This window comes from Cytobacillus sp. FSL K6-0129, from assembly GCF_038007625.1.
In the GTDB taxonomy this organism is placed as follows: Bacteria; Bacillota; Bacilli; order Bacillales; family Cytobacillaceae; genus Cytobacillus; species Cytobacillus kochii.
The window spans coordinates 111,719-137,171 of record NZ_JBBOXM010000001.1 but is presented as its reverse complement, the minus strand read 5'-3'; the positions used below and the strand labels follow the sequence as shown (position 1 = coordinate 137,171).

The following is a 25,453-nucleotide window of genomic DNA, read 5'->3' as shown; positions in this document are numbered from 1 at the left end:
TGCCCCACACGACAGGTCCTTGGATCTATGATTTATTTTCTAGCCCTTCTAAGTACTTCACGGCATCAGCAAAAGTGTCAATTGGGATGATTTTCATATCAGTACCAATATCTTTAGCTGTTTTAACAGCTTCTTTGTAGTTTGACTTATTACTATTATTCTCATTCGGTGCAAAGAAAATGTCTGCGCCGGCATTATCTGCAGCCACAATTTTTTGATCTATTCCACCGATGCGCCCTACTGTGCCATCTGGTGAGATTGTGCCAGTTCCAGCGATTTCATAATCCTTTGTTAAATCTCCCTCAACTAACTGATTATAAATTTCTAATGAAAACATAAAGCCAGCTGATGGACCTCCAATTTCACTTGTATCAATCGCCACTTCTGGATCTACTGATATCTCTTTATCATCCACTAAAGTAATGCCCACACCAGCCTTCCCAGTCGCAGCAATTTTCTCTAGTTCGATATCGGTTTCTCTTTGTTCCCCATTTCTTTCAAACGTAAGGGATATGCTATCACCTTCCGATTTTGATGAAACCATATCAATGAATTGCTCCGAAGATTGAAAAGATTTTCCATCTACTTTTGTTACCCTATCTGATGCTTCAAGTTTCCCTTCTGCTGGCATACCTTCCATAATATTAAGTACATACACGCCTTGATAATTGTAATTCACATCTAATCCAGCATGTTGATATGCCACTTCTATGGCTGACTGCTTGGAGTTATCCATTAAGTATAATTGCCTTAACTGATATTCTCTATCTGTTTCATCATCTCTTCGGATATCCTCGATAGGATAAATATGTTGATATTTTTGCCATTTTGCCCATAAATAGGTATAAATATTAGCTTTGCCCATTCTTATAGTCGTAAGCATGAAACTACCTGTAGCGCTGTCACCATTCTCAACTTCAATGATTGGTTCTAATTCTTTCGCCATACCTGGCTTTGAGACATAATAAGGAAGTTGTATAAAAGAAGTAACAAGGACGAGTAATGCTAAGACGAAGAAGGAGCGAGCCCAAATTTTTCTTTTCATTCATTTGGCTCCTTCCAATTTTTGATAATTTCTTTTATTGTGTCGATATATTTGAGCGCTTCCTCTTCTCCTATCTTAATTATTTCATTTATATTTGTAAAAGCTTTTGAACTATACATCTCTACACTTGGTCGAATCATCACATTGGATGCTATTTCACGGTTAATCACATTCTCCATTTGTAAAATATCTAGGCTCTGCATAATAACATCATAAATGGAGTGTATCTCTGTCTGAACATTTACTCTTGAGACATCAACAGCAATAATAATATCTGCGCCCATATCTTTTACAACTGAAACAGGCACACGGTCAATAACCCCTCCATCAACTAGTAGCCGTCCTTCAACCTTTTCAGGTACAAAAATACCAGGAATAGATATACTTGCTCTAACAGCTTCTGCTATTGGCCCGTCTTGAAAAATAACCTTTTCTCCCTTCTGGATGTCAGTTGCGACTACAGAAACAGGAATTTTTAAATCTTCTATTTTCTTGTCTTGTGTGAATACACGGATGAATTCCTTCACTCGATTACCAGCGACAAATCCCATTCTAGGGACCGTAAAATCTAAATAATACTTTCTTTTAAAAACAGTGGAAAATTTATATAATGTTTCAATATCTATTCCTGTAGCGTAAAAGCAGCCTACCATTGCCCCCATACTGCTCCCTGCAATCATGTCAATTGGTATATCTTCATCCACAAGCGCTTTTATTACACCAAGATGTGCAAACCCACGCGCACCACCAGATCCGAGAGCAAGACCTATTTTTGGTCGAACCAAAATCTTTCCCTCCAATCCCTTTCATAAAATGATTGTCTTTCTTCTTTAATGTATTGATATCAAACAACCAAATACTATTTATTATCTTATGTATAAATAGTTGCTTTAGTTAACAGACGAATGATTTCATTTTCAGATATTTCCATACTTTTTTTGTAAAGTTCGAATCTTTTTAAAATGAAGATTCATCAATAGTAAGTAAATGTCATTTTGAAATCAATGGTCTAATTTTTCATCTGTCGTCGTATATTCAATAGAAGAAGGACATGCTTACATTGTGTTCCAGCCGTATTACATAAGGGAGGCTCGTTCGTGTCACTTTCAAAGTTAAAAACATTCATGCTTGCACTTTCGGCATCATTAATCGCCGTTTCACTTATATTATATCCACAAGAATCCGTTGATGCATCGAGAAGGGGCCTCGAAATGTGGTGGGAGATTGTTTTTCCTTCACTTTTACCGTTTTTTATTATAGCCGAGGTTTTAATCGGTTTTGGTGTAGTAAAATTTATTGGTGTACTATTAGAACCACTCATGCGACCACTATTCAGAGTTCCAGGTGTAGGTGGCTTTGTGTTAGCCATGGGAATGGCATCTGGTTATCCAGCTGGAGCAAAGTTCACTGTAAGATTAAGACAAGAGAAACAAATATCACGTCTGGAAGCAGAGCGACTTGTTTCCTTCTCTAACTGTTCCAATCCCTTGTTTATTTTTGGCGCAGTGTCTGTTGGTTTCTTTCATAATACAAAATTAGGGATTATCCTTGCTTTAGCCCATTATCTTGGTAATTTAACTGTAGGTTTAATCATGCGGTTTTACGGACGAAAGGAAGAAAAGAAGAACACTAAGATAGCGACGCCCCCCGCGCGAAAATTTTCATTTAAGGAAGCATTTAATGTCTTACATGAAACAAGATTACAAGAACAGCGTCCATTAGGAAAACTTGTTGGTGATGCTGTAATATCTTCTATTCATACTTTATTAATGATCGGTGGCTTTATTATTTTATTTTCGGTCATAAATAAATTATTATTCCACATCGGCATTACAGACTTTTTCGCTCATGGGCTCGGTTTATTATTATCTATTTTCCAAATCTCCCCTGATTTTAGTAAAGCATTATTTTCTGGCATATTTGAACTGACTCAAGGAAATCAGATGACTGCTCAAGTCGATCATGTTCCGTTGCTACAAAAAGTAATGATCGCCAGTGCTATCTTGGCCTTCTGTGGATTTAGTGTTCAATCACAAGTCGCAAGCATTATCGCTCAATCCGATATTCGTTTTAAGCCATTTTTCATCGCTCGTATTATTCATTCATTTATTGCTGCTTTTTACGCCTACCTTTTTTGGCATTTACTCTACGACCGTGTGTCATTTGAGCAACCATCTAACGCCATACCCGTTTTTCAAGGCGAAGCCTTTACCATATATGATTACATGATAACACTTGGACCTCTCATTACTTTATTTTCTCTTATTTTATATATTTTCATCTACTATCGTAGGCATTTTCTTTCCCATTAGTACACGACCTTAAAACTAAAAGATTGTATAAAAAAAGGCAGACACTCCCTGAGTTGATCTGCCTCTTTATTTTACTTAGCGAATTTTTTATGTAGCGCATCTTGTACCTCAGCTGGAACGAGGTCAGAAATATCTCCTTGATATTTTGCCACTTCTTTTACGATACTTGAGCTCAAGAAGGAATATTGATTATTCGTCATAACAAAGAATGTTTCAATCTCATCATTTAATACGCGATTCATCGATGTGATTTGCATCTCATATTCAAAGTCAGATACTGCCCTTAGACCGCGAATGATTGCTTTTGCATTTACACTTTTTGCATAATCCACTAATAAACCTTGAAAAGTCCCAACCTTGACATTAGGAATGTCTTTCGTCACTTCTTCAATTAAATGAATTCTTTCTTCAACAGAAAAGAGTGGATTCTTAGAAGAATTATTAAGTAGCACGACATGTATTTCATCAAATACTTTTGCTCCCCTTTTAATAATATCTAAATGGCCAAAAGTAATTGGATCAAAACTTCCTGGGCATACGGCAATCCCGCTCATTTTTATTCCCCCTGCTTTCTAATTTATTCATTAGGTACAATATAACGATAAATGGAAACAGCAATGATACCATAGCTTTCATACTTTACTTGTTCTAAGTCCCCGCATAATGTGGGTAATTGTATATCCGAGCTATGTTCACACATTATAATGCCACTTTGCTTTAGTAACCTCTGTTGACTAATGATTTCTAACAATTTAACGAGTTGCTGCTTTTTGTAAGGTGGATCAAGGAAGATATAATCAAATTGCAACTCCCTTTTCATAATGGCTTTTAAAGCTCTTTCTGCGTCATTTCTATAAACTTCAACGTCTTCTTCGATTTTACAAATTCGTAAATTTTCATGTACTGTATGTATTGCTTTGCTATCACGATCAACGAAAATCGCTTTTTCTACACCTCTACTTAATGACTCAATCCCAAGGCCGCCACTTCCAGCGAACAAATCAAGTGCAATGCCACCATCAAAATAGGGTCCTATCATATTAAAGATTGCTTCTTTTACTTTATCAGTTGTTGGTCTTGTTGATTTGCCAGGAACGGCTTTAAGTTGCATTCCTTTATATTGACCAGATACTACCCGCATACTACTACTCACCACTTATTCTAAATTCAATTTTTCTTCATCATCCTACCATACTTTTTATAGGAAACAAACTCATATTCTCCTAAGTATTTCAAGAGATGTCGAATAAAAATGTATAACAATGTCTTATATGGAGATAATGAAATTAACAGCATCTAAACGATGTTGTTGCCAACCGCGGAGAAGACTTACGTTTCCCCATAAGTTCTTCCTCCGGTTTCTCCTCTCCCTTTACCTTCTGCCTATTAGATGGTTGGAAGGACCCTGTAGGTTTTTGCTACAGGGATTTTTTTATTTTTATCGACGGTGAACTCATTCAAATAGGAATGATTCTATCATTCCACATATGCTTTCCTTTTACATGTCAAAATAAACTTTATTACCCTCTTCTCTGAAGTTTATATGAAAAATAGACTGGAGCCATTTTTTTTCTAAATAATACTCTCCATTCATCTTTTTCAGTGGATGTTCTAACAAGCCAAAAACCTCTTCGTTTCTTATAAAAATCGACTGGTCTGAATATAGACGATAAACATCTTTGTCATTAAAGATTGCCCATTCCGTTTCAGATAAACGCTCTGTTTCAAACTCGAGGAATGACATTGTCTTTTGTAGAGGTACCCACTCTATTCCATCAATTTCAATTACTTTCACAGTTAATTTTTTATTATTCCAATGATAATCTTTCATTGTATATAATTCTAAAGAAACCGGTTGTTTATTCCTTAATAATTCAGCAAAGAAGTTCGTTTGTTTTCCCGTTATTTGATAAAGTATCTCATCCATATCTTCTGGTACGAAACTTTCATCCAAGTCGGAAATATTGGCAACAAGCTGTTCCAACTCACTTGAAGTTAGCTTTTCTTTTAGTTCGTTAAAAGCATACATACTTAAATCAAACCGAGGATTTTCATCAATAATAAATGAGGTTAACAAATCCAATAACCATTCTATTTCTTCACTTTCAATAGAATGGAAATAGAGAGCGTCTACTAATTCTCTTTCTAATAATTCTCCACTAGGTAAAATGAGAATGCCTCCAAATAGACCACTTTTCAACTGATTAGTTGTAATGATACTTAAAAAATTTGCTTCTTTTACCTTTTCTTCATGTTTTTGTATCAGTTCTTTGATCTCAGGATAGTGATTACCATAGTACGAATACTGCGTTTCGTTTCGCTCGGTGTTTATTTCTTCATTATACCAAAGCAGTGCCGGATTGTTGGTCTTACCAGAAAAGAAGTAATAATCTATTAGATCCTCTTTTACGAACCCAGATAAAGGAATACCAGCCAGCCACTTTCCATTTCGATGGTGAGATTCAATGATTTTTAATTCCACATGATCTATAGTGACACCCTTTAATTGAAATAACCAATCACGAATCAAAGTGTTAGTCTTTTTATTTAGAGGCAAACTATAGGTAATATGTAACTGACTACCTTTAGTTTCAATTATATTTTCAGCTCGCCAAACTCTCTTACACTCATCTTTATCATTATATGTACATGTCCAATTTGAAGCTTTCTCCGGTACGATTATTTCGTAAATGGATTTGTCAGATAAACTAGAAATCGTTTGAAAGATTTGCACAGATTTTTCATCTGAATGAATGGTAACATTTGTTTGTGCACTTTCTTGTGCATTGACAGTTTGCTCATCTGTTATGAATTGGTCCCATTGGTTAAAAAATATACAGAGAATAATGATAACAAAAAGAATAGAAATGACCTTTTTCATCTTGTGCTCCCTTACTACTCATTCAAGAGATAATTGTACCTAATTATATATAAACACCGAATATCCTTCTAATCAATAAAAAAAAATGATAAAGTAGGGAAGTGTTGATTAAACATAAAAGGAGAACAAATATGATTCAAAGATTTATTGAACTCGGAGAAGGGTTTTCTGACATTTATGAATTGATAGAGATAGCGAAAAGGAATGATGACCGCCTTAAACATATGATGGTTTTACATACAACCATAAATGATAAGGCGATGAGTTCACTTATCGTGATATTAAACCCACCTGCTGAAGGTAAATTCCAACCTATATATATATGCAGAGAAGGCGTGCCAAATCATACAATCAAACCTAATAAACGCTTTCAATTATTTGCGGATACAGCGAAAGAGTTAAATAAAGAACTCATCCAATTCAATGTGAAACCTTCGACACTTTTCTCTGAGAAAGACTTATATTTTCAACATTTAATCGCTATTTTCAGGTTAAATCACTATTTACCTGCACTAACTTAAACAAACCTAGGCACTATATTTACTATATGTGCCTAGGTTTGTTTAAGTTGTTAAATGCCCATCTTATAATCATACTCTTTTGCTTTATCTGGTTTTGCGTTTTCAAATTCAGTTTTTAAAAAAGGTTTGTATGAAGGTTCAACTTTTTTAACAAACGAATATGAACTAATCTTTTCAGTTAAAGCGTCGATATCCTCCATGTTACAATAAACAACTACGTACTTTAACCGTTTCGATACAAAATGAACGTTCCCAAAGCGACGTAACATTTTCGCTTGCTTTAATGAATAAAGCCAAACAATTAAACCTTGCCTCTCTCCAAGCATAATACTTCCCCTTTTGTTCAAATGATTGTTATTAGTCTAGCATATATTTCATTATTTTTACAATGTGATTGATTTTTTCATTCTCTATCTTTTTAAAAAACAGTGCGGTCATGACCGCACTGTTAAGCAGAACAGCTACATGCTCCGCCTGATCCACAACCACCCGAACAAGCATTATCAAAAAATGGGTTACCTGTTGGGACTTTAATATGTTGAGACACAGAGTGACTTATAATGACGCTAATTTCGTCAAGCAAACTCTGTAACTCTGTTTCCGATTGCCTATACGCTGCAACATACGGATCCATATCCATTTCTCTCTTTAACTGACGTATAGACATCGTAACTCTTTTATAATCAGGATGATACTTACCAAATCGTTGTACATCCTCATAAAGATCTTTCATTTCAACAAATTGACGAATCTTTTCCTGAGTTTCAGGATTTGATTGCATCTCCTTGAGGCATTGCTTGTATTGAGTAGCTTCCTCAGACTTGACAATCATCGTGACAATCTCATCGGCTACGTCCAATATCTCTAATCTTTCTAAAGTAGCAAGCATCTGGAAGCTCACCTCCACTTTTCATCATATCATGGAATACCTAAAATCTAAAGTACTGAGAAGAATTATTCCACTTGTACGATAAATTCTTTTGTCAAAAAGTAAAGCGCGGGATCACTACTCACTACTTCTAGTTTGATATGATGTTTCCCTTGTGACAACCCTTTTATTTTGAAAGCTGCGCGGTTGATTTCTTCTGTTTTCTCCCCATCAACATAAACAATAAACTTTCCCTTCACCCCTTGTCGATCTTCTCTAAATGTTATCCCATCAACAATACATTCAATAAATACATCGTTACCTTCCACTAAATGCTTGACGAAGAAATCTTGTGGCCCTTTTGCCATGGCCGTTGTTACCGGAATAGATTCTCTAATTTCAAGCCCCTTAACAGGAGCTAGTATGCTATTTGTTTCTGGCTCTGGAATATCTTTGGTGCAAGCTACTAATAAGATGAATAAAATACAAAGCGAGAAGTATTGATATATTTTCTGCAAGCTCATCAACCCTTTTTATTATGTATTATTTGCTTTTACATAATAATTACTCATAAAAAATAGCCTTCTTCCTAAGCGAAGAAGACCATTTATGATTGACTGTTCATTGCTTGAAACATGCTCATCATCATAGATGCCATCTGAACCCCATTAGAAAACTTTTCTACATGATGAGGAATTGTTTTTTTATGATAATGTAAAGACGCTACTTCTAATTTCTGTATTTCTGTTGGGTTTCGCGATAACGTTCGATACCACTGTGGCTGTTCTCTAACGAACTTTTTTAATTCTTCATTTTGTTGAATATACTCTCTTATATCTTTACGCAAAGATTTTCACCTTCTTTTAATCTTTTTTAAATGCAAATGGATTTGGCTTTTGAGCAATTGAATTTGATTTAGTAGAGCTTTTAGAGGATGTAGCTCCTCCTTGAAATTGTGATAACACCCCTTGAATTGCTCCGAGAGCCTGGCTCATATTTGTAATATAACCTTGTACTTGATTAACATCCATGTTTTTTACAGTTCCCATCACTTGATTGATCCAATCTTGTTTGTTTTCAGTAGTGGTTTCGGAAGAATCACTCTTCTGATCACGCACATCTTGCTCATCATCTTCCAATAGGTACCATTCTTCATACAATTGCTGCATCGACTTTTTGCCGGACCTCACTTCTTTTAGTACTGATGGATTCTTTTTCACATAAGACTTAAACCGTTCCACAGTTGGGTGCAATTGTTTCTGTGCCACTATTATTCACCTCGTTTTCGTTACAAATGCCTACTTTATTGTATGAGTGCACCTCCATAATAGTGATAAATTTCTATATTTCTATTGGTTAGGTTTCTGTTACGATAAAGATAAGCACATATACAAAACTTCATTTTATTGGAATGAGGATGAAAACGGTTTATGCTTAAAGTTAATGATATAACAAGGAGTTTCACAAATTATGACAAAGAAAGATTTCTTACTTCAAAAGTTTTCACAAATTATTGCCGAGACTAATGACAAAGATTTAGCGTTAATCGATAGTATTGTGGATAGTTTAGAAAGAGAGCAAAATGGGGCTAATCGTTCATATATTGAAGCATTTATGAATGTAGAAGAACAGTTAGAAGATGATGCTGTTACAATTTCCATCCCTATTACACCTCTACTTTATAATCCGCTTGGTATTGTTCACGGAGGTATGATTGCTACACTCATTGATACTGCAATGGGTACTCTAAGCAATGAAGCAGCTCCGTTAGATAAGGTGGCAGTGACTACACAATTAAACATTCATTATTTAGCTACAATTAAAGGCAACAACCTTACTTGTCATGCAACAATCACTCATAAAGGAAGTCGTATGATGGTCCTCTCTGCAGTCGTTGAAAGAGACGACGGTAAGAAGGTTGCAACTGCTTCCTCTAACTTTTTTGTTATCGGAAAGTGAACAAAAAAAAGACGTGCACTCATCATACAATGAGTATGCCACGTCTTTATTCTTGTTCCCATTTTTCAATAAAGTTTTGTGTAAAGTGCTTCTTATGAACACCTACACCAATGTGAGTAAATTGTTCGTTCAATAAAGTTTCACGATGCGCACTACTATTTAACCATCCCTCCATTACTGAAGGTGCATCTACATAATTAGCAGCGATATTTTCACCAGCAGATAGATAAGCAACCTCGCCCGCTTTTAGGCGATCTGACAGTTCACCATATTCATCCGACGTATGCGAAAAGGCTTCACTTTCATACATATCCACACTGTGGTTATATGCTACTTCTTGGGTCTGCTCATCTAAGCTAAGCTCATTCACATTATATCTTTCTCTCATTACGTTTGTAATATCAATAATCTGCTGCTCCATTCCTCGATTGATAGCGGCTTCTTCCTCTTCTTCTATATCATTTACGACAAATAACTCGCCCCTATAAACTAATTCATAAGGCCTTAACATCACGAAAGACTCATCATTTAGAAAACGTACACTAGAAAGCGTACCTGTAAATTTATCTAAATAAAGTAATGCATAATAATCGCCAATTCTAATAATTGGTCTCATATTCATGTCCGCTTCTGATAACTCAAAGCGATAAACACTACCTTCGAATTCAATTTCTATATTTGTTTCTGCATATAACGAAGAATAAATTTCTCCTGATGGTTGTCCTATTTTAAAAGGGGTAACATCCACTTCTTCACCTGTGGCATATATGGAAATAACTTTCCCTTCCCATATACCGACTTGTATATATTCATGGTTGCCATTCGGATAAATCCACCATTCATAGCCTTGAAGTGTAGGATCAATCCGTTCCGGTTCACCAAACTCTTTCTTTATATCCGAAGCTTTTGACCCCATTAAAGTAAGCAACCCTTCTTCAGGCATCTCAGCAACCATTGACTCTTCATCCTGTTGATTACCTATCGTCTCATCTTGAGCAACTTCTGTACCCTCATCACTCAACAGCAGTTGATCTTCACTACTAAAATCTAAGTATAACCATATAACGGTAAGAGCCAATATCAGTACAAATACGCGTAATACACTCTTCAGAGAACTTGCACCTCCCATGACTTCTTTTAAACCCGGACACTTCTATTATATCCATGTCATAAACATGAGTATCGTTAAGAATCACATAACTCCCAATCTTTCCAATACACGAAAAAGTATTTTTTATAACATATGTTTAAATATAGTATATCATCACATAGAAATGGATAATAGCAAGTTGTTTATGAATTAAGAAAACCTTTACAACAACTATAAGGTACGCTTCAATAAAGAAGCTAATTTAAATTGTTTAAAAATCTCGATTTAAAGGTTTATACATCTTATTATACATGGAAATGAACTTTATATCATTAACCTCTATATGTATCATTCTTTTCACTAATTTTTTCATTATACATATATGAAGGATGTTGGGAATACTAGTGTTAGGTGAATATAATGATCCATTTGAAAAAGATTGCAACTTGTCCATTTTTCAACTATTATTAAATTTGAGATGATTCAATATTGGTTCTGTTTACCAATTGTTTTTTTCAGGAGGGATTGATTATTATGAAGCTTGAAAATACGGGTTTAGAAAACAAGCAAGTTGAACTAAAGCGACTAGATGACCTAATGGATTCTTATCAGTTAGTACGTGCAGGACAGTGGGATTATGAAAGAGTTACATACGATCGAAAATTTGAATTAAAAGAAGGAATCTACTATCTTCGTGTATTTGGACATGCAGTCGAAGGGGACGTTGGCGCTAGAAAGGCGACGATTCAATTACTTACTCCTTTATTAGGCAAACATTATTATCCTCATGGAGTAGAATATGGGGATGGCGAACACTTTCCACAATCACTTGTTAAGCAATCTGAAAAGATCCTAACAGACATTAATAATGATTTAGAACAAATACTTAAGTAAGCAAAAAAAACGTGAAGAACAAATCTTCACGTTTTTTCTATCGAGTCGATAGAGCAATGCTCTATTTTCAAAACCACCTTACCAACGCGAAGTCCAGTCAATAATCGAATATCTTCAATAATTTGTTTTTGTAAAATCATCAAATCTGTTAATACTTCTTTATAAGGTCTAATACTTAATCTTACTTCAATTATCACCTGATCATCTAATCGCGTAATAATATCTTCACTACTTCTTCTAATTAACCTTACCTTTTCCTCTGCACCATCCATTTGAAGATAGCGTATATTGGATTCTACAATGGATGAAATGATAAATTTGCGTACTTTTTGTTTTTCCACATCTCGCTTTTCCAATTGCATCATCCATTCATTTCTGAATTCAACCTTATTAAGTAAAGGATATTATAGTTAATGCAGTTTGATCTCATTTTGTTCTGCTATGTTTACAAAAAGTACTCTTTAGACAGTAACCTAAAAACTTCTTGTTTCTTACTATTTGATGGTCTTACTTACTTTATTCTCATTTATTCTTTCTTCATTTACAGTTTTATGTATTACTGTGTCAAGTATTGACATGGAAATACAAGCAAGCAAAAAAAGTCCGAACCTATTCGAATGATACTAGCACTCGAATAAGCTCGGACTTACATGACTTTGGACTTTTTAGAATCCGAATATCGCTTTGATTAATGATGTTGTTTCTCCGCCATGATAAAAAACATATAGTAGTAAATAAACGGCTACCCCCGTAATGGCAGTAGCAAACCAAATAATACTTGTAAAGGGACCGATCTTTCTATGAAGCTTTAACTTATTCTTATATCCCGTATACAAGTTAATGATTCCAAGTACCGCTCCTGATGTGGCCAATGTAATATGAAAGACAAGAAAAAGGGTATAATAAATTTTTATATCATCAGGGCCACCAAATGATGTATTTCCGATAAAGATTGTTCGACTAGCATAAATAATAAAGAATATGATGGCAAAAATGCCAGCTAATGTCATCGATTTTTTATGTGCGTCAATTTTTCTCTTACTAATTTGAACCCAACCAATTGCCACCATAATGGCACTTAACACGATAAAGGTTGTACTGATTGTTGGTAAGACAGGCAATGAATGCTCCATAGTAACTTCCTTTCTCTTATCAAACTTCCTATATGTACTTTATTCTTCATATAATTACATGAAGAAGCTATGCTCATTTTATAAAAGTATTCCTTCTTTTTCAATCATGATTGAATGGTTTTCGTAAAAGTTCTTTAATTGTTCAAAAATGGAGCCTACCTTAGTAGCTAGGTAGGCTCGAGATTTATTCCACTGTTCTTGGGTTCATGAGCTGATTTTCAGCTTCTTTCTCCTCTGACTGTTCTTTGCGATACCATTCAAAAAATACAAGCGCCAAAACATAGCCATAAACAATTTCCTGTATAATTTTCATAATAACGCCGCCTAACTGCTGATCATGCAGTAGAGACATACTATTAAACATTTCTGGTCCACTTAAATTTAATCCTGCGAGGGTTCCTGTGGGAACACAGAGAGCTAATGCTTGTCCCCATGCATGTGGATCAGAATACGTTGCATACATCGGTGCGTCTGCAAATATGATCAGTGCACAAGCAGGTGTTAATAGAATACCATCTGCAAAAATATAACCGACTTTTTTTAGCCCACTTATTCTTTGCTGCTCAGGTAACGGCGTGATAAGTGGCCACCACATACATATAGCAAAGAGAAATAAGATGATTGTATAAACTGTATGCAAAGTCATATCTACTTTAATTACATCAAAAATCAATGGGATATGGTAAAAAGAAAATAAGCCATTAAAAAAGATTAAAGCAATTAATGGTTTTGTAAAAAAGCGAAACAATGGTTTTATGATTGGTAAGGCAATAAAGGAACGCCACATCCATTTAGGAATTCCGTAAATAAACAAGATTGGCACAACTAAATAGAGTACACCCATTTGAATCATATGTGCATAAAACATCAAATGTCCCATTAGATCAAGCGGAGATCCCTTAATCAGATATAAGACTAAGATTGCACTTGAAAAGAATAGCGCTTCTTTCTTATGTAATGGTTCACTGTTTGCAAAACGGTGGCGAAACTTAACGGTCACTAAAAAATACAAAATTAACAACAAGACCAATGCTAGAAGAAAATACGGACTCCATAATGCTCTAAATCCAAAAATACTAAGTGGCATTCTTACGTCACCTCATTTTATGTAATACTACAGGCCATCATTATTGTTTCTGATATCAATGTCTATTATACGCTTGTCTTAAAGACCGTGGCAACCCACTTTATGGAATCGGTGTCAACATCTTACCTTGATTGTTGTAACTGTCATAAATTTTTAAGAATTGTAGCTCAATTTTGTTATTCATCTATTACATGAATTAATTAGCAATCTATTTTAACCATTTTTAACCCACAAAAAAACGACTGAAATTTATCAGCCGTTTTTCATTTTACCACCAAATAATTGTCATGAATGCCAGCAGAGTAATGAAAGCTACAAAGACACCTGAATACAGGAACAATGCAGGAGCTTCATGTCCTTTATGGCTCATATGCATGAAATAATATAGTTGGAAGCCTACTTGAACGATTGCTAGTACTAAGATAAACGGAATGGTAAACCATCCGGAAATATCATAGCCAACAGCAATGAAAGCCACAAATGTTAAAAAGATCATCATTGCAAATGAAACAACCTGATATCTCATTTCCTCTGCGCTTTTTCTGCGACGATATTCAATGTCAACTTTTGGGTTACCTGAGTTTAATTCTTCATTTGCCATCAGTTATCCCACCATTCCCATTAAATATACAACCGTAAAGATAAACACCCATACAACATCAATAAAGTGCCAGTATAAACTTGCAACATAAAACTTTGGTGCTGTATAAAGGTCTAATCCACGTTTTGCATTACGTACCATTAATGTAATGATCCATGCAAGACCAAATGCAACGTGACCACCATGGAAGCCTACAAGTGTGTAGAAAGCTGTACCAAATGCTGAACTTGTAAATGTATGATGGTATTCATGTACATAATGGTTGAATTCATAAACTTCTAAACCAAGGAAAGCTAAACCGAGTAATACGGTAATGCCTAACCATAACTGCATTTTTTTGAAGTTGAAATTCTTCATATGGTACATTGCATAAACACTTGTTAGTGAGCTTGTTAATAACAACATTGTCATAACAAACACTAATGGTATTTCAAAAAGGTCTTTTGCTAAATAATGGTCACTGTTTGGTACACGATCCTTTAATGCTAAATAAGTCGCAAATAAAGTCGCAAATAAAACAGTTTCACCACCAAGAAATAGCCAGAAACCTAAAAATTTATTCTTTCCGTCGAGGGTTTGCTTTTCAGGCGCTGCAGGCCATGTTTCATATGTGAATTTTTCATCTGCCTTCATTATGCCTTACCCCCTTTATCATCATCCATTAATTCCTCTTTATGAATATGATATCCGTGGTCATCTTTCACTGATCTAAAGAACATAGAACCAAAGACAACCAACATGCCGATAATAAGTACTGGGATGCCCCATGAATGTTCATTATGGTACATTGCACCAAATGCCGCGATAAACAATCCTACTGAAATAACAAATGGAACAAATGAATTGTTAGGCATATGGATGTCACCTATTGGCTCAGCAGGAGTCATCTCTTTATTACCTTCCATTTTCTCAATCCAGTAAGCATCTAACCCACGTACAAGCGGAAGCTGTTTAAAGTTATAAAACGGTGGTGGTGATGGTATTGCCCATTCAAGTGTACGTCCGTCACCCCATGGATCGCCACCAACTTTTTTATTCTTCGCAATGGTCATAACCACATTAATTAATAATACGATTGTTGCTACCGCCATAAAGAAGGCACCAACAGTACTTACCATGTTTGCCATATCAAATCCTTGACCACTGTTAAACGTAAAGATACGACGCGGCATCCCCATTAAACCTAAGAAATGTTGAATAAAGAAGGTTAAATGGAACCCAATTAAAAATAACCAGAATGTTACTTTTCCAAGGGCTTCATTCAACATTGTGCCAAACATCTTCGGCCAATATAGATGTAAACCGCCAAGTAATGCGAAGACAACTCCACCAACGATAACATAATGGAAGTGAGCAACAACAAAGTAACTATCATGGTACTGATAATCCTGTGCAGCTGACGCAAGCATAACACCTGTTACTCCACCCATTGTAAAGGTTGGTATAAACGCAATAGCATACAACATTGGGGTTGTAAATTTAATGCTACCGCCCCACATTGTAAAGAGCCAGTTAAATATTTTAATCCCCGTCGGAACAGCGATTGCCATTGTCGCCACAGAGAAAATGGCATTAGCGATCGGACCTAATCCAGTTGTAAACATATGGTGAGCCCATACCATGAAACCTAAAAACCCGATTAACACAGTAGCGAACACCATTGATGAATAACCAAACAATCTTTTTCTTGAGAAAATCGCAAAGATTTCCGAAAAGATACCAAAAGCTGGTAATACTAAGATATAAACTTCTGGGTGTCCAAAGATCCAGAATAAATGCTCCCAAATAATTGTGTTACCACCCATATCTGGGTTAAAGAAATTTCCTCCAAATAAACGATCAAAAAGCATTAAGAAAAGTGCCACAGTTAATGGAGGGAATGCAAATAGTATTAATGCTGACGTTACAAACGTTGTCCATGTAAATAATGGCATACGCATATAAGTCATTCCTGGTGCACGCATATTAATAATCGTTACAAGGAAGTTAATTCCCCCTATTAATGTACCCGCACCTGAGATTTGTAATCCTAGTACGTAAAAATCTATCCCGTGACCTTCTGACGCAAGTGAAAGGGACGCATAAGAAGTCCAACCAGCATCAGGAGCTCCTCCTAAAAACCATGAAAGGTTTAGAAATACACCACCAAAGAAAAACAACCAGAACCCTAAAGAGTTAAGGAAAGGGAATGCAACATCACGTGCCCCAATTTGTAGTGGCATAACCGCATTCATAAATGCGAATATCAACGGCATCGCTGCCAAGAAAATCATTGTTGTACCGTGCATAGTGAGTATTTCATTGTATACTCCAGCACTTACAAAATCATTGCCTGGTACGGCTAGCTGGATACGGATAAACATTGCCTCTAGTCCACCGACTAGGAAGAAAAATCCACCAGCAATTAGATAAAGGATGGCGATTTTTTTATGGTCAACAGTTGTTAAGTAATCCCATAAAACGGCGCCAACACCTTTTTTCTGAGCATAGGTACTCACAATTTTACCTCCTTCTTAAACGCAAATCGCCTTATCAATCCTCAACTTTAAGGCCCATTAAGTAATCTGTTAATGCATCGATTTCTTCATCTGAAAGGTCACCATACTGACCTGTCATTTTATTTCCAGGCTTAAATTCTTCTGGATCTTTTATCCAAGCTTTCAGATTCTCTTCTGTATGCTCTAAGTATCCAGCTATATGCGTACGGTCACCAAAAGTTGTCAAGTTAGGACCAACAGCATTTGCTCCTGTAGGTGTAACTGCATGACACCCAATACAGCTTTGATTAAAGATTTCTTGCCCTTGTTCTGCAGACGCAGTTTCAGGTTGAGCTGCTTCTTCCATAGAAGCCAAGTCTTCAGCCCAAGCATCAAAATCATCTTTTGAAATAGCTTTTACTTTAAAGTCCATTAATGCATGTGATGGTCCGCAAAGCTCAGCACATTTCCCATAAAAAATATTACCTACTTCATCAGCTTTTTTACTATCAAATTCTAACCAAAACTTATTCGTATTTTCAGTATTAGTATCAAGCTTACCACCAGCAGCTGGAATCCAGAATGAATGTTTCACATCTGTTGATAGTAGATTGAAATATACTTTTTCGTCAGTAGGAACTACTAGCTCCTGGCTAGTTACAATACCTTGATTCGGATATTCGAACTCCCACCAATAAAGATTCGCTTTAACATTTACCACCGTTACATCCGTTTTCCCCTCTTCATTCTTATCTTCCATAGGAGAAACATCAGCTAAGTCAAACGTAGCTGCAACAGTCGGTACAGCTAAAACTAGAAGTAATAAAATTGGTATAACAGTCCAGATAATCTCTAATTTGTGACTTCCTTCAACTTGTTTAGGAATCTTATCGTCTTTACGACGAAACTTAAACAGTACGATAAGGAAAATGACTGTCACGACAATAATGACACCAACCATAATGAATGTACTCAATAGCATAAGGTCATATTGTGTTTGCGCAACTTCACCCGCTGGTTGTAGTGCCGATATAAATGGCTCACCACAGCCGGCTAGAAATAACGTCGTTACAGCTAACATAAATAGCAGACGCCCTTTTGCAAGCCTTTTCATAGCTTATTCATACCCCTCTTTCGTGAAAATTTCTTTGAGTGCTAAAACTTAATATGGATAAATCTCTCAACAAGAGAGAATCTCCCAACAAATGAAAAATGAGCTACCCACCAGTAAAATTAAGTAAAGCCCAACACATACTTCTAATCATATTGTTACAAACTTTGGAAAAGGTATTCCTATCTTAGAAAACAACTTTCTTAAAAAGCTTGTCTTCCTTACTATTATGTTCACTTTTTTAAATATGTAAGTAATCTCATTGTGTTTGCTATGTATTTATGAGTAAACATAATATCCAGATTATTAAAAAAATCTCAGACAGATTTCAAGCTAATTTTACGTTTTCATCCTATTTCCCTTTTAGTATGTGATACTGGAAAGCATTTAATGACAGATTAAAAGTTAAGCACTAACTCCACTATAAAGCAAATTAGTTTACATTACCATATTTGTCATTAAATTCACCAAAGCAGTAAAAATAATTAATTCCAAATCATTTACAATTCCACACAAAACAAGTGTGATGCATTCACTGTATATTAAATCACATTTTTTAGTTATTTTGTGAAATTTTCTAGAATTAATTATGACTAATTTGTGTCAGAAGTTTGTTTTCCATTATATATTCATCACTTTTCTGAGATAATTAAGTTAATAATTTTTTCATTAAATGATAAATTAAGGTAATAACACAACTTATGCTTTTTAGAAATATTTACATGACAACTATATTTCTAGCAGACAAAACTTATGTTTTCAAGGGAAATAAGGATGAATACGGAAGAATTTTTATAAGTATTGTAATATTTTGATGAATCCTGTAGTATCAAAAAAGTGAGTATACATAGACGTATTTTTTTCACATTTACTTCAATCATAACTTATCCGAATAAAATGAAGTAAATAAACATAATGAACACAATTTTTTGATTATACAATATGACTAATATCAGCATTTAAATGGTATTTATAAGTATAATCACGCGCCGCGTAAACCTATATTCTTATAGCCATAGCGCTCATACATACCTATACATTCAGAAGAAGGTGAAAGATTTGCAACGATCATTAAAATGGTTCGCTGTCCTAACAACAATAGGCATGCTACTCATTCTATTAGGCGGGGCATTAGTTACAAAGACAGATTCGGGAGACGGCTGCGGGGCATCATGGCCATTATGTCACGGTGAATTTATCCCAAGCAATATTTCACCCGAATTAATTATTGAGCTCGCGCATAGACTTGTTTCAGGTTCTGTCGGATTTATGGTTCTAATTTTAGCCATTTGGTCATGGAAAAAGATTGGTCATGTAAGAGAAACTAAATTTCTAGCCATTTCATCTGTCATCTTTCTAGTATTGCAAGCACTCATCGGTGCAGCTGCAGTCATGTGGGGACAATCTGATTTTGTGATGGCACTCCATTTCGGTATTTCATTAATATCATTTGCCGCTGTTCTATTACTTACTTTGTTAATTTTCGAAGTGGATAAGAAGTTCCAAGCAGAAAAACTTGTTCTCGATCAACGAATGAAGCGCCACATTATCGGGGTTACACTCTACAGTTATATCGTTGTTTATACAGGTGCGCTCGTACGACATGTAAATGCTAGTCTCGTTTGTATCGATTGGCCATTCTGTAGGAATGACGCCATCGGTCTTCCCCTAAATATGTATGAATGGATTCAGATGGGACATCGTGCAGCAGCTGGTATCATATTTATTTGGATTACCTATATCATGATACTGGCACTGAAACATTATAAGCATCAGCCAGTTATTTATATCGGCTGGATTATCTCGTTTATTTTAGTCAGTTTGCAAGTCATCGCTGGTGCACTAGTTGTAATTACCCAATTAAACTTATACATTGCGCTCGCCCATGCATTTTTTATTTCTTGCTTGTTTGGGGTGTTAAGCTACTTTATCCTTCTCACAACACGAAGCAAAGCAAATGAATTGACTCAATCAAAGAAAACGGACAATAAAAAAGACAAAAACGTTCCATTATCATAAATTTTCTTTTGATTAAAGTAAGCAAAAAAACTTTTCCTCTATTTAAGAGGAAAAGTTTTTTTATTATGATCGCGCTAATTCAATTAAAAGATCACCAGTAGCAATCGATTCACCATCAGCTGCATAAATTTCTTTTACCGTACCAGTAAATGGAGCTTGTACAGTTGTTTCCATTTTCATCGCCTCAGTAATCATCAAGTGGTCACCTTGATTAACGACGTCACCTTTGTTTACTACTGCCTTAATAACTGTTCCAGGCATTGTCGCAGCAATATGTGTTTCATTGTGAGGATCTGCCTTTACTTTCGTTGCAACGGAAGATTTAATACTTTCATCTTTTATCACCACTTCACGAGGTTGTCCATTTAGTTCGAAATAAATCACTCTCGTTCCATCTGCCCGCGCTTGACCAATTGACACTAATTTAACAATAAGCGTTTTTCCTTTTTCAATTTCCACTTCAATTTCTTCACCTAAGTTCATACCGTATAAGAATGTAGGTGTATCAAGAACAGAAACATCACCAAATTGCGTATATGTTTTGTGGTAGTCCATGAACACCTTAGGGTAAAGTGCATAGGCAATTGCATCAAAGCTTGTCACTTCTCTACCTAAATCTTTATATAAAATCGCTTTTATTTCATCAAAATCAACATGTTCTAGCAGCTCACCAGGTCTAACAGTGATGGCTTCTCTATTTTTCAATATCGCCTTTTGTAGATCTTTAGGGAATCCTTGATACGGTTGCCCTAAATAACCTTCAAACAGCTCGACAACAGAATCAGGGAAGTCTAGTGAAGCACCTTTTTGAATGACCGCTTCTTCATCTAATTGATTTTGTACCATGTATAGAGCCATATCTCCTACAACTTTTGATGATGGTGTAACTTTGACAATATCACCAAACATTTGATTGACGCGGGAATACATCCCTTTTACATCATCCCATTTCTCTCCTAGACCAACTGCTTTTGCCTGTTGTTGTAGGTTACTATATTGCCCTCCAGGCATTTCATGTTGATAAATTTCCGTATGAGGTGCTTTCATACCACTTTCAAATTCTTGATAATATTTACGTACATCTTCCCAATAATAAGAAAGCTGTTCTAATGCATCCACACTCATCTCAGGTTGTCTTTCTGACCCTTCTAACGCATAATATAATGTATTTGCACTAGGTTGTGATGTTAATCCAGCCATTGTACTTAAGGCAACATCAACAATATCAACGCCCGCCTCGATTGCTTTTGCATAAGTGAAAATTCCATTGCCACTAGTATCATGCGTATGCAAATGAATAGGAATATCTACAGTTTCTTTCAATTCTGAGATGAGCTCAAAAGCTGATTGCGGCTTCAATAATCCAGCCATATCCTTAATCCCTAAAATATGGGCACCTTGATTCTCGAGTTCTTTTGCCAACTCTTTATAATACGCTAGATCATATTTCTTTCTTGTTTTATCAGAAATATCACCTGTATAACAAATGGCTGCCTCAGCGATTTTGCCTGTCTGTCTAACAGCATCTATTGCTACCTCCATACCTTTTACCCAGTTTAAACTATCGAAAATTCGGAAGACATCGATACCTGCATGTGCTGACTTTTCTACAAACTCTTGAATAACATTGTCCGCATAGTTTTTATAACCAACGGCATTAGATGCTCTTAACAACATTTGTAAGAGAATATTTGGCATCTTCTGACGTAATGTTAATAATCTTTCCCAAGGATCTTCTTTCAAAAAGCGATAAGCCACATCAAAAGTCGCACCGCCCCACATCTCTGAAGAAAACATTTGCGGAAGTAGTTTGGCCGTCGGTTCAGCAATATTTTGTAAATCCTTCGTTCGGACTCTTGTCGCTAGTAAGGATTGATGAGCATCTCTAAACGTCGTATCTGTTAATAGAACATTCTTTTGTTCCTTAATCCATGACACAAGCCCTTCTGCACCACGTTCTTCAAGTACTTGCTTTGTACCAGACTGATACTCATTAGGTAAAATAATTTTAGGCATTCTTGGTTGATCAAATGCTGGCTTCTTCTGCTTTTCGATTCCAGGGAAACCATTAACAGTTACATTACCGATGTATGAAAGCATTTTTGTTCCCCGGTCTTTTCTTTTTGGGAAAATAAACAGTTCCGGAGTACGATCAATAAATGATGTATCATATTCACCTGTCAAAAAGTTTTTATGTTTAACAACATTCTCTAAAAACGGAATATTGGTTTTTATCCCTCTGATTCTAAATTCTTGTAAATTTCTAACCATTTTTGATGCAGCTTGTTCAAAGGTAATTGCATGAGTTGAAAGTTTCACCAATAAAGAATCATAATGGGGTGTGATTACTGCACCTTGGTAAGCATTACCTGCATCTTGACGAACACCAAACCCTCCACCACTACGATAAGCCATTAGTCTTCCTGTATCAGGCATAAAATTGTTCAAAGGATCTTCTGTCGTTACACGAGATTGAATCGCATATCCCATTGTTTTGATATCTGCTTGATCAGGTATACCAATTTTTTGACTGTGTAATTCATATCCTTCAGCAACTAAAATTTGTGTTTGAACGATATCAATACCAGTTATCATTTCAGTGATTGTATGTTCAACTTGGACACGAGGATTTACTTCAATGAAATAAAACTCTTCTCCTGAAACAAGGAACTCAACTGTTCCTGCATTAATATAATCGACGTTCTTCATTAATTGTACGGCTGCCTCACAAATACGTCCTCTTAATTCCTCATCTAACGATACACATGGTGCGACTTCGACAACTTTTTGATGACGTCTTTGTACAGAACAATCCCGTTCAAACAGGTGAATAATATTGCCATGTTGGTCCCCAATAATTTGCACTTCTATATGTTTCGGATTTTGTACGAATTTCTCGACATACACTTCATCATTTCCGAATGCCGCTTTTGCTTCAGATTTCGCGCGATTATATGCTTCTCTCACTTCCTCTGGACTGTTAACTATCCTCATTCCACGACCGCCACCACCAAGTGAGGCTTTAATAATAATTGGGTAGCCGTAATCTCTTCCGAATTGTTCTACTTCCTCAACAGCTTGCACCGGACCATCAGAACCAGGAATAACTGGAATATTCGCACTTTGAGCTTGTGACCGCGCCTTTACTTTATCTCCAAACATATTCAAATGTTTAGATTCAGGCCCAATAAACTTAATACCTTCTTCTTCGCATCTTCTAGCAAACTGAATATTTTCTGATAAAAAGCCATAACCAGGATGAATCGCATCAACTCCGCTATCTTTTGCGATTTTAAGGATACCCTCGATATCGAGGTAAGCATCAATCGGCTTCTTACCTTCACCAACAAGGTATGCTTCATCTGCTTTGTATCTATGATACGACCCTGAGTCTTCCTTTGAATAGATCGCAACTGTACGGATATTTAATTCCGTACAGGCACGAAAAACGCGAATGGCAATTTCTCCTCGATTGGCGACTAATACCTTACTAATCTTTTGACCCATAATAACACCCCGTATATTTTTATCGTCTATTATATGTAAAACGACCACCCATACTTGCTGTTGTATTTACTGGTTTGTCAGTCGTTACATCTTGTTCTTCTTTATCTTTATATTTCTTTTCATAGTTTACAAACATTGATACATTCACTAAAATGCCCATTGAAACCATAAGTACTAATAAAGATGATCCACCATAGCTTATAAATGGTAAAGGTACCCCAGTTAAAGGAATGACTCCTGATATACCGCCAAGGTTAATAAATGCTTGAATGCCAATCATACTAGAAACACCTATAGCCAATAAACTTCCAAATGCATCTTTACACTTGAGTGCGACAAATATGCCTTTCAGTACGATAAAACCTAAAGCAAAAAGCACAAACATCACACCAAAAACACCCAGTTCTTCAACGATAACAGCCATAATAAAATCTGTATGAGCTTCTGGTAAGTAGCCCATTTTTTGAATACTTTGTCCTAATCCTAAACCACTTAATCCACCATTACCAAGGGCGATAAATGCGTTGGACAATTGATATCCCCCTTCAGCTTCAAACGGATGGAGGAAATCGAATCTTGCTAGCCTAGTATCTGTAAAGATTTTATCTCTTAAAATAAGCATCATTGGAACTAAAAAAATAGCACCAATACCAGCTAACTTTAATAGGTTTTTCATATTCATACCAGAAGATAAAATAATCGCTAGACCAATTAAAAAGATAATTCCTGCCGTTCCATAATCTGGTTCCATCGCAATCAGGCCACAAACGAGAATCAAATAAACAAGCGGTGGTACAACGCCCTTATTAAATTCATTAATATACGATTGTTTCTTTGCATAAACGGCAGACAAATAAACAATAACAATAACCTTTACAAACTCCGATGGTTGAATAGAACGGGTACCTAAATCAATCCAGCTTTGTGCGTTATTAACCGCGTTCCCGATAATCGATACAAGTAACAATCCAAAAAATGAAAAGAAGACGATTGGAATGAGAAACTTGTTACTTTTATATGCTTTATATGGGAATAGAGCAGCAACAATAAACGCAATCGTACCGAGAATTAAATGTGTTCTTTGTTTATCATAAAAGTAGTCACTAGCAACTCCATTATGTTGGACAGCAGTCACCATGCTTGAACTATAGACCATAACCAGTCCAAAAATACATAACAGACCTAATACAACGATCAATGAATAATCATAAGATTTTAGAATTTTTTTAAACATATGCCTCTTCCTTTATTCTCTTAAGTAGTATATTTATTCTACTATAGCATTGATTTTCCTGCCAAAATAAAGATAAAAAGGAATGTAATTAAAACGTAACCCGTTAAATGATTACATCATTGTTCTGTATTATTTCATTTAATGTGACATACTAATTAATATATTTATACATCATAATTATTTATTTGTCTACTATATATGCTTAATTCATAGAATCAATTGTATAGATTAGCATAATATTGGCTATTAATTTTAAAGCAGCATAACATATTATTTCTTCTTGTTTTTTCTCTACTCTTCTCTTCTCTCCCCTTAACCAAGTTCTAATAAATAAAAAAACTCAAGCTAATATCCTTAGCTTGAGTTTTTAATATGTTTTATTTTTTTACCGATGCTTCATGTAGAATGGATAATTCTCTCTCAAGTTTATCAAGAATTTCTTTTCCATCTTTATCAGCAATTAATCCAAGTCTCACAGCAAAATCAATTTCACGAGATAAGCCAAACATCTGCGTATCAAGTACTTCTTCGTATAATGGACATTGAGGCATAGTCAAATTATCCATTTGGACTTTGATTAATTTTAATATTTTTTCAGCATCTGCTTGTAATAGAGCATTAGCTCTTTCTTTATGATCAATAACCATTTCAGAAGCCAACTTTCAATCCCCCCGTTTCCGAGCGATTATCCTATCTATAAATTTTAAACTTAAG

Annotated in this window: 26 protein-coding genes; 5 read left to right on the top strand and 21 right to left on the bottom strand. The window is 35.5% G+C overall.

Going from position 1 to position 25,453, the window contains the following annotated elements; all coding sequences use genetic code 11:
* Positions 1-25: 25 nt before the first annotated feature.
* Together MHI57_RS00730 and MHI57_RS00725 are read right to left on the bottom strand one after the other, a co-directional pair.
* Positions 26-1,045 carry a SepM family pheromone-processing serine protease gene (locus tag MHI57_RS00730; RefSeq protein ID WP_340974422.1) on the bottom strand — a complete coding sequence of 340 codons (1,020 nt, stop codon included), beginning with the start codon at positions 1,043-1,045 and terminating at the stop codon, positions 26-28.
* Positions 1,042-1,830 carry a patatin-like phospholipase family protein gene (locus tag MHI57_RS00725; RefSeq protein WP_322909206.1) on the bottom strand — a complete coding sequence of 263 codons (789 nt, stop codon included), beginning with the start codon at positions 1,828-1,830 and terminating at the stop codon, positions 1,042-1,044. The genes MHI57_RS00730 and MHI57_RS00725 overlap by 4 nt, the downstream gene beginning before the upstream one ends.
* Positions 1,831-2,142: 312 nt before the next feature.
* On the opposite strand from MHI57_RS00725, the gene ylbJ reads away from it, so the two are divergent.
* On the top strand, positions 2,143-3,357 hold the full coding sequence (gene ylbJ / locus MHI57_RS00720; RefSeq protein WP_340974419.1) for a sporulation integral membrane protein YlbJ: 1,215 nt from the start codon (positions 2,143-2,145) through the stop codon (positions 3,355-3,357).
* A 71-nt stretch (positions 3,358-3,428) separates the two neighbouring features.
* On the opposite strand, the gene coaD is transcribed toward ylbJ, so the two are convergent.
* From coaD to MHI57_RS00705, 3 genes are all read right to left on the bottom strand, one after another.
* Positions 3,429-3,911 carry a pantetheine-phosphate adenylyltransferase gene (gene coaD, locus MHI57_RS00715; protein WP_322909204.1) on the bottom strand — a complete coding sequence of 161 codons (483 nt, stop codon included), beginning with the start codon at positions 3,909-3,911 and terminating at the stop codon, positions 3,429-3,431.
* A gap of 23 nt (positions 3,912-3,934) precedes the next feature.
* Positions 3,935-4,498 carry a 16S rRNA (guanine(966)-N(2))-methyltransferase RsmD gene (gene rsmD, locus MHI57_RS00710; protein ID WP_095369638.1) on the bottom strand — a complete coding sequence of 188 codons (564 nt, stop codon included), beginning with the start codon at positions 4,496-4,498 and terminating at the stop codon, positions 3,935-3,937.
* Between the two features lie 357 nt (positions 4,499-4,855).
* Positions 4,856-6,238, bottom strand: coding sequence for a hypothetical protein (locus MHI57_RS00705; protein WP_340974415.1), 1,383 nt, complete (start codon positions 6,236-6,238; stop codon positions 4,856-4,858).
* A gap of 131 nt (positions 6,239-6,369) precedes the next feature.
* On the opposite strand from MHI57_RS00705, the gene MHI57_RS00700 reads away from it, so the two are divergent.
* The gene (locus MHI57_RS00700) at positions 6,370-6,759 is read left to right on the top strand and encodes a DUF7147 family protein (protein ID WP_095369640.1); all 390 of its coding nucleotides are present in this window, start codon (positions 6,370-6,372) and stop codon (positions 6,757-6,759) included.
* A gap of 50 nt (positions 6,760-6,809) precedes the next feature.
* Here MHI57_RS00700 and MHI57_RS00695 read toward each other — a convergent pair whose 3' ends face one another.
* The 5 genes from MHI57_RS00695 to MHI57_RS00675 form a co-directional block, all read right to left on the bottom strand.
* Complete coding sequence (locus tag MHI57_RS00695) at positions 6,810-7,085, bottom strand: YlbG family protein (protein ID WP_095369641.1); 276 nt, start codon at positions 7,083-7,085, stop codon at positions 6,810-6,812.
* A 122-nt stretch (positions 7,086-7,207) separates the two neighbouring features.
* Positions 7,208-7,648, bottom strand: coding sequence for a YlbF family regulator (locus MHI57_RS00690; RefSeq protein ID WP_095369642.1), 441 nt, complete (start codon positions 7,646-7,648; stop codon positions 7,208-7,210).
* Positions 7,649-7,713: 65 nt separating this feature from the next.
* Positions 7,714-8,145 (bottom strand): hypothetical protein, encoded by a 432-nt coding sequence (locus MHI57_RS00685; protein ID WP_095369643.1) that lies wholly within the window; start codon positions 8,143-8,145, stop codon positions 7,714-7,716.
* An 89-nt stretch (positions 8,146-8,234) separates the two neighbouring features.
* On the bottom strand, positions 8,235-8,474 hold the full coding sequence (locus MHI57_RS00680; protein WP_191812444.1) for a YlbE-like family protein: 240 nt from the start codon (positions 8,472-8,474) through the stop codon (positions 8,235-8,237).
* A 16-nt stretch (positions 8,475-8,490) separates the two neighbouring features.
* Positions 8,491-8,895, bottom strand: a complete 405-nt coding sequence (locus MHI57_RS00675) for a YlbD family protein (RefSeq protein WP_095369644.1) — start codon at positions 8,893-8,895, stop codon at positions 8,491-8,493.
* A gap of 202 nt (positions 8,896-9,097) precedes the next feature.
* Here MHI57_RS00675 and MHI57_RS00670 point away from each other — a divergent pair, with 202 nt between their 5' ends.
* A complete protein-coding gene (locus MHI57_RS00670; protein ID WP_322909202.1) occupies positions 9,098-9,586 on the top strand; it encodes a PaaI family thioesterase in 489 nt (162 codons plus the stop codon).
* Positions 9,587-9,632: 46 nt separating this feature from the next.
* On the opposite strand, the gene MHI57_RS00665 is transcribed toward MHI57_RS00670, so the two are convergent.
* Entirely contained in the window at positions 9,633-10,715 is a 1,083-nt protein-coding gene (locus tag MHI57_RS00665) for a CAP domain-containing protein (RefSeq protein WP_095369646.1), read from the bottom strand.
* 495 nt (positions 10,716-11,210) lie between these two features.
* Here MHI57_RS00665 and MHI57_RS00660 point away from each other — a divergent pair, with 495 nt between their 5' ends.
* Positions 11,211-11,570, top strand: coding sequence for a YugN family protein (locus MHI57_RS00660; RefSeq protein ID WP_095369647.1), 360 nt, complete (start codon positions 11,211-11,213; stop codon positions 11,568-11,570).
* A 26-nt stretch (positions 11,571-11,596) separates the two neighbouring features.
* Here MHI57_RS00660 and MHI57_RS00655 read toward each other — a convergent pair whose 3' ends face one another.
* The 7 genes from MHI57_RS00655 to coxB form a co-directional block, all read right to left on the bottom strand.
* Positions 11,597-11,926 (bottom strand): hypothetical protein, encoded by a 330-nt coding sequence (locus MHI57_RS00655; RefSeq protein ID WP_095369648.1) that lies wholly within the window; start codon positions 11,924-11,926, stop codon positions 11,597-11,599.
* 309 nt (positions 11,927-12,235) lie between these two features.
* Positions 12,236-12,703: a DUF420 domain-containing protein gene (locus tag MHI57_RS00650; RefSeq protein WP_095369649.1), complete on the bottom strand. Its 468-nt coding sequence runs from the start codon at positions 12,701-12,703 to the stop codon at positions 12,236-12,238.
* 184 nt (positions 12,704-12,887) lie between these two features.
* The gene (gene ctaG, locus MHI57_RS00645) at positions 12,888-13,790 is read right to left on the bottom strand and encodes a cytochrome c oxidase assembly factor CtaG (RefSeq protein WP_095369650.1); all 903 of its coding nucleotides are present in this window, start codon (positions 13,788-13,790) and stop codon (positions 12,888-12,890) included.
* Between the two features lie 268 nt (positions 13,791-14,058).
* Positions 14,059-14,391: a cytochrome c oxidase subunit IVB gene (ctaF, locus tag MHI57_RS00640; protein ID WP_095369651.1), complete on the bottom strand. Its 333-nt coding sequence runs from the start codon at positions 14,389-14,391 to the stop codon at positions 14,059-14,061.
* A gap of 3 nt (positions 14,392-14,394) precedes the next feature.
* Positions 14,395-15,024, bottom strand: coding sequence for a cytochrome (ubi)quinol oxidase subunit III (locus MHI57_RS00635; RefSeq protein ID WP_095369652.1), 630 nt, complete (start codon positions 15,022-15,024; stop codon positions 14,395-14,397).
* Complete coding sequence (ctaD, locus tag MHI57_RS00630) at positions 15,024-16,889, bottom strand: cytochrome c oxidase subunit I (protein ID WP_095369653.1); 1,866 nt, start codon at positions 16,887-16,889, stop codon at positions 15,024-15,026. Before ctaD ends, MHI57_RS00635 begins: the two co-directional genes overlap by 1 nt.
* Positions 16,890-16,923: 34 nt before the next feature.
* Complete coding sequence (coxB, locus tag MHI57_RS00625) at positions 16,924-17,982, bottom strand: cytochrome c oxidase subunit II (protein ID WP_095369654.1); 1,059 nt, start codon at positions 17,980-17,982, stop codon at positions 16,924-16,926.
* Between the two features lie 1,056 nt (positions 17,983-19,038).
* On the opposite strand from coxB, the gene MHI57_RS00620 reads away from it, so the two are divergent.
* Positions 19,039-19,998, top strand: coding sequence for a COX15/CtaA family protein (locus MHI57_RS00620; protein ID WP_322909200.1), 960 nt, complete (start codon positions 19,039-19,041; stop codon positions 19,996-19,998).
* Between the two features lie 63 nt (positions 19,999-20,061).
* Here MHI57_RS00620 and pyc read toward each other — a convergent pair whose 3' ends face one another.
* The 3 genes from pyc to MHI57_RS00605 form a co-directional block, all read right to left on the bottom strand.
* Positions 20,062-23,505, bottom strand: a complete 3,444-nt coding sequence (gene pyc, locus MHI57_RS00615) for a pyruvate carboxylase (RefSeq protein WP_095369656.1) — start codon at positions 23,503-23,505, stop codon at positions 20,062-20,064.
* Positions 23,506-23,524: 19 nt separating this feature from the next.
* Positions 23,525-24,739, bottom strand: a complete 1,215-nt coding sequence (locus MHI57_RS00610) for an FtsW/RodA/SpoVE family cell cycle protein (RefSeq protein ID WP_095369657.1) — start codon at positions 24,737-24,739, stop codon at positions 23,525-23,527.
* A 377-nt stretch (positions 24,740-25,116) separates the two neighbouring features.
* Positions 25,117-25,398 (bottom strand): YlaN family protein, encoded by a 282-nt coding sequence (locus MHI57_RS00605; protein ID WP_095369658.1) that lies wholly within the window; start codon positions 25,396-25,398, stop codon positions 25,117-25,119.
* Positions 25,399-25,453 lie beyond the last annotated feature (55 nt).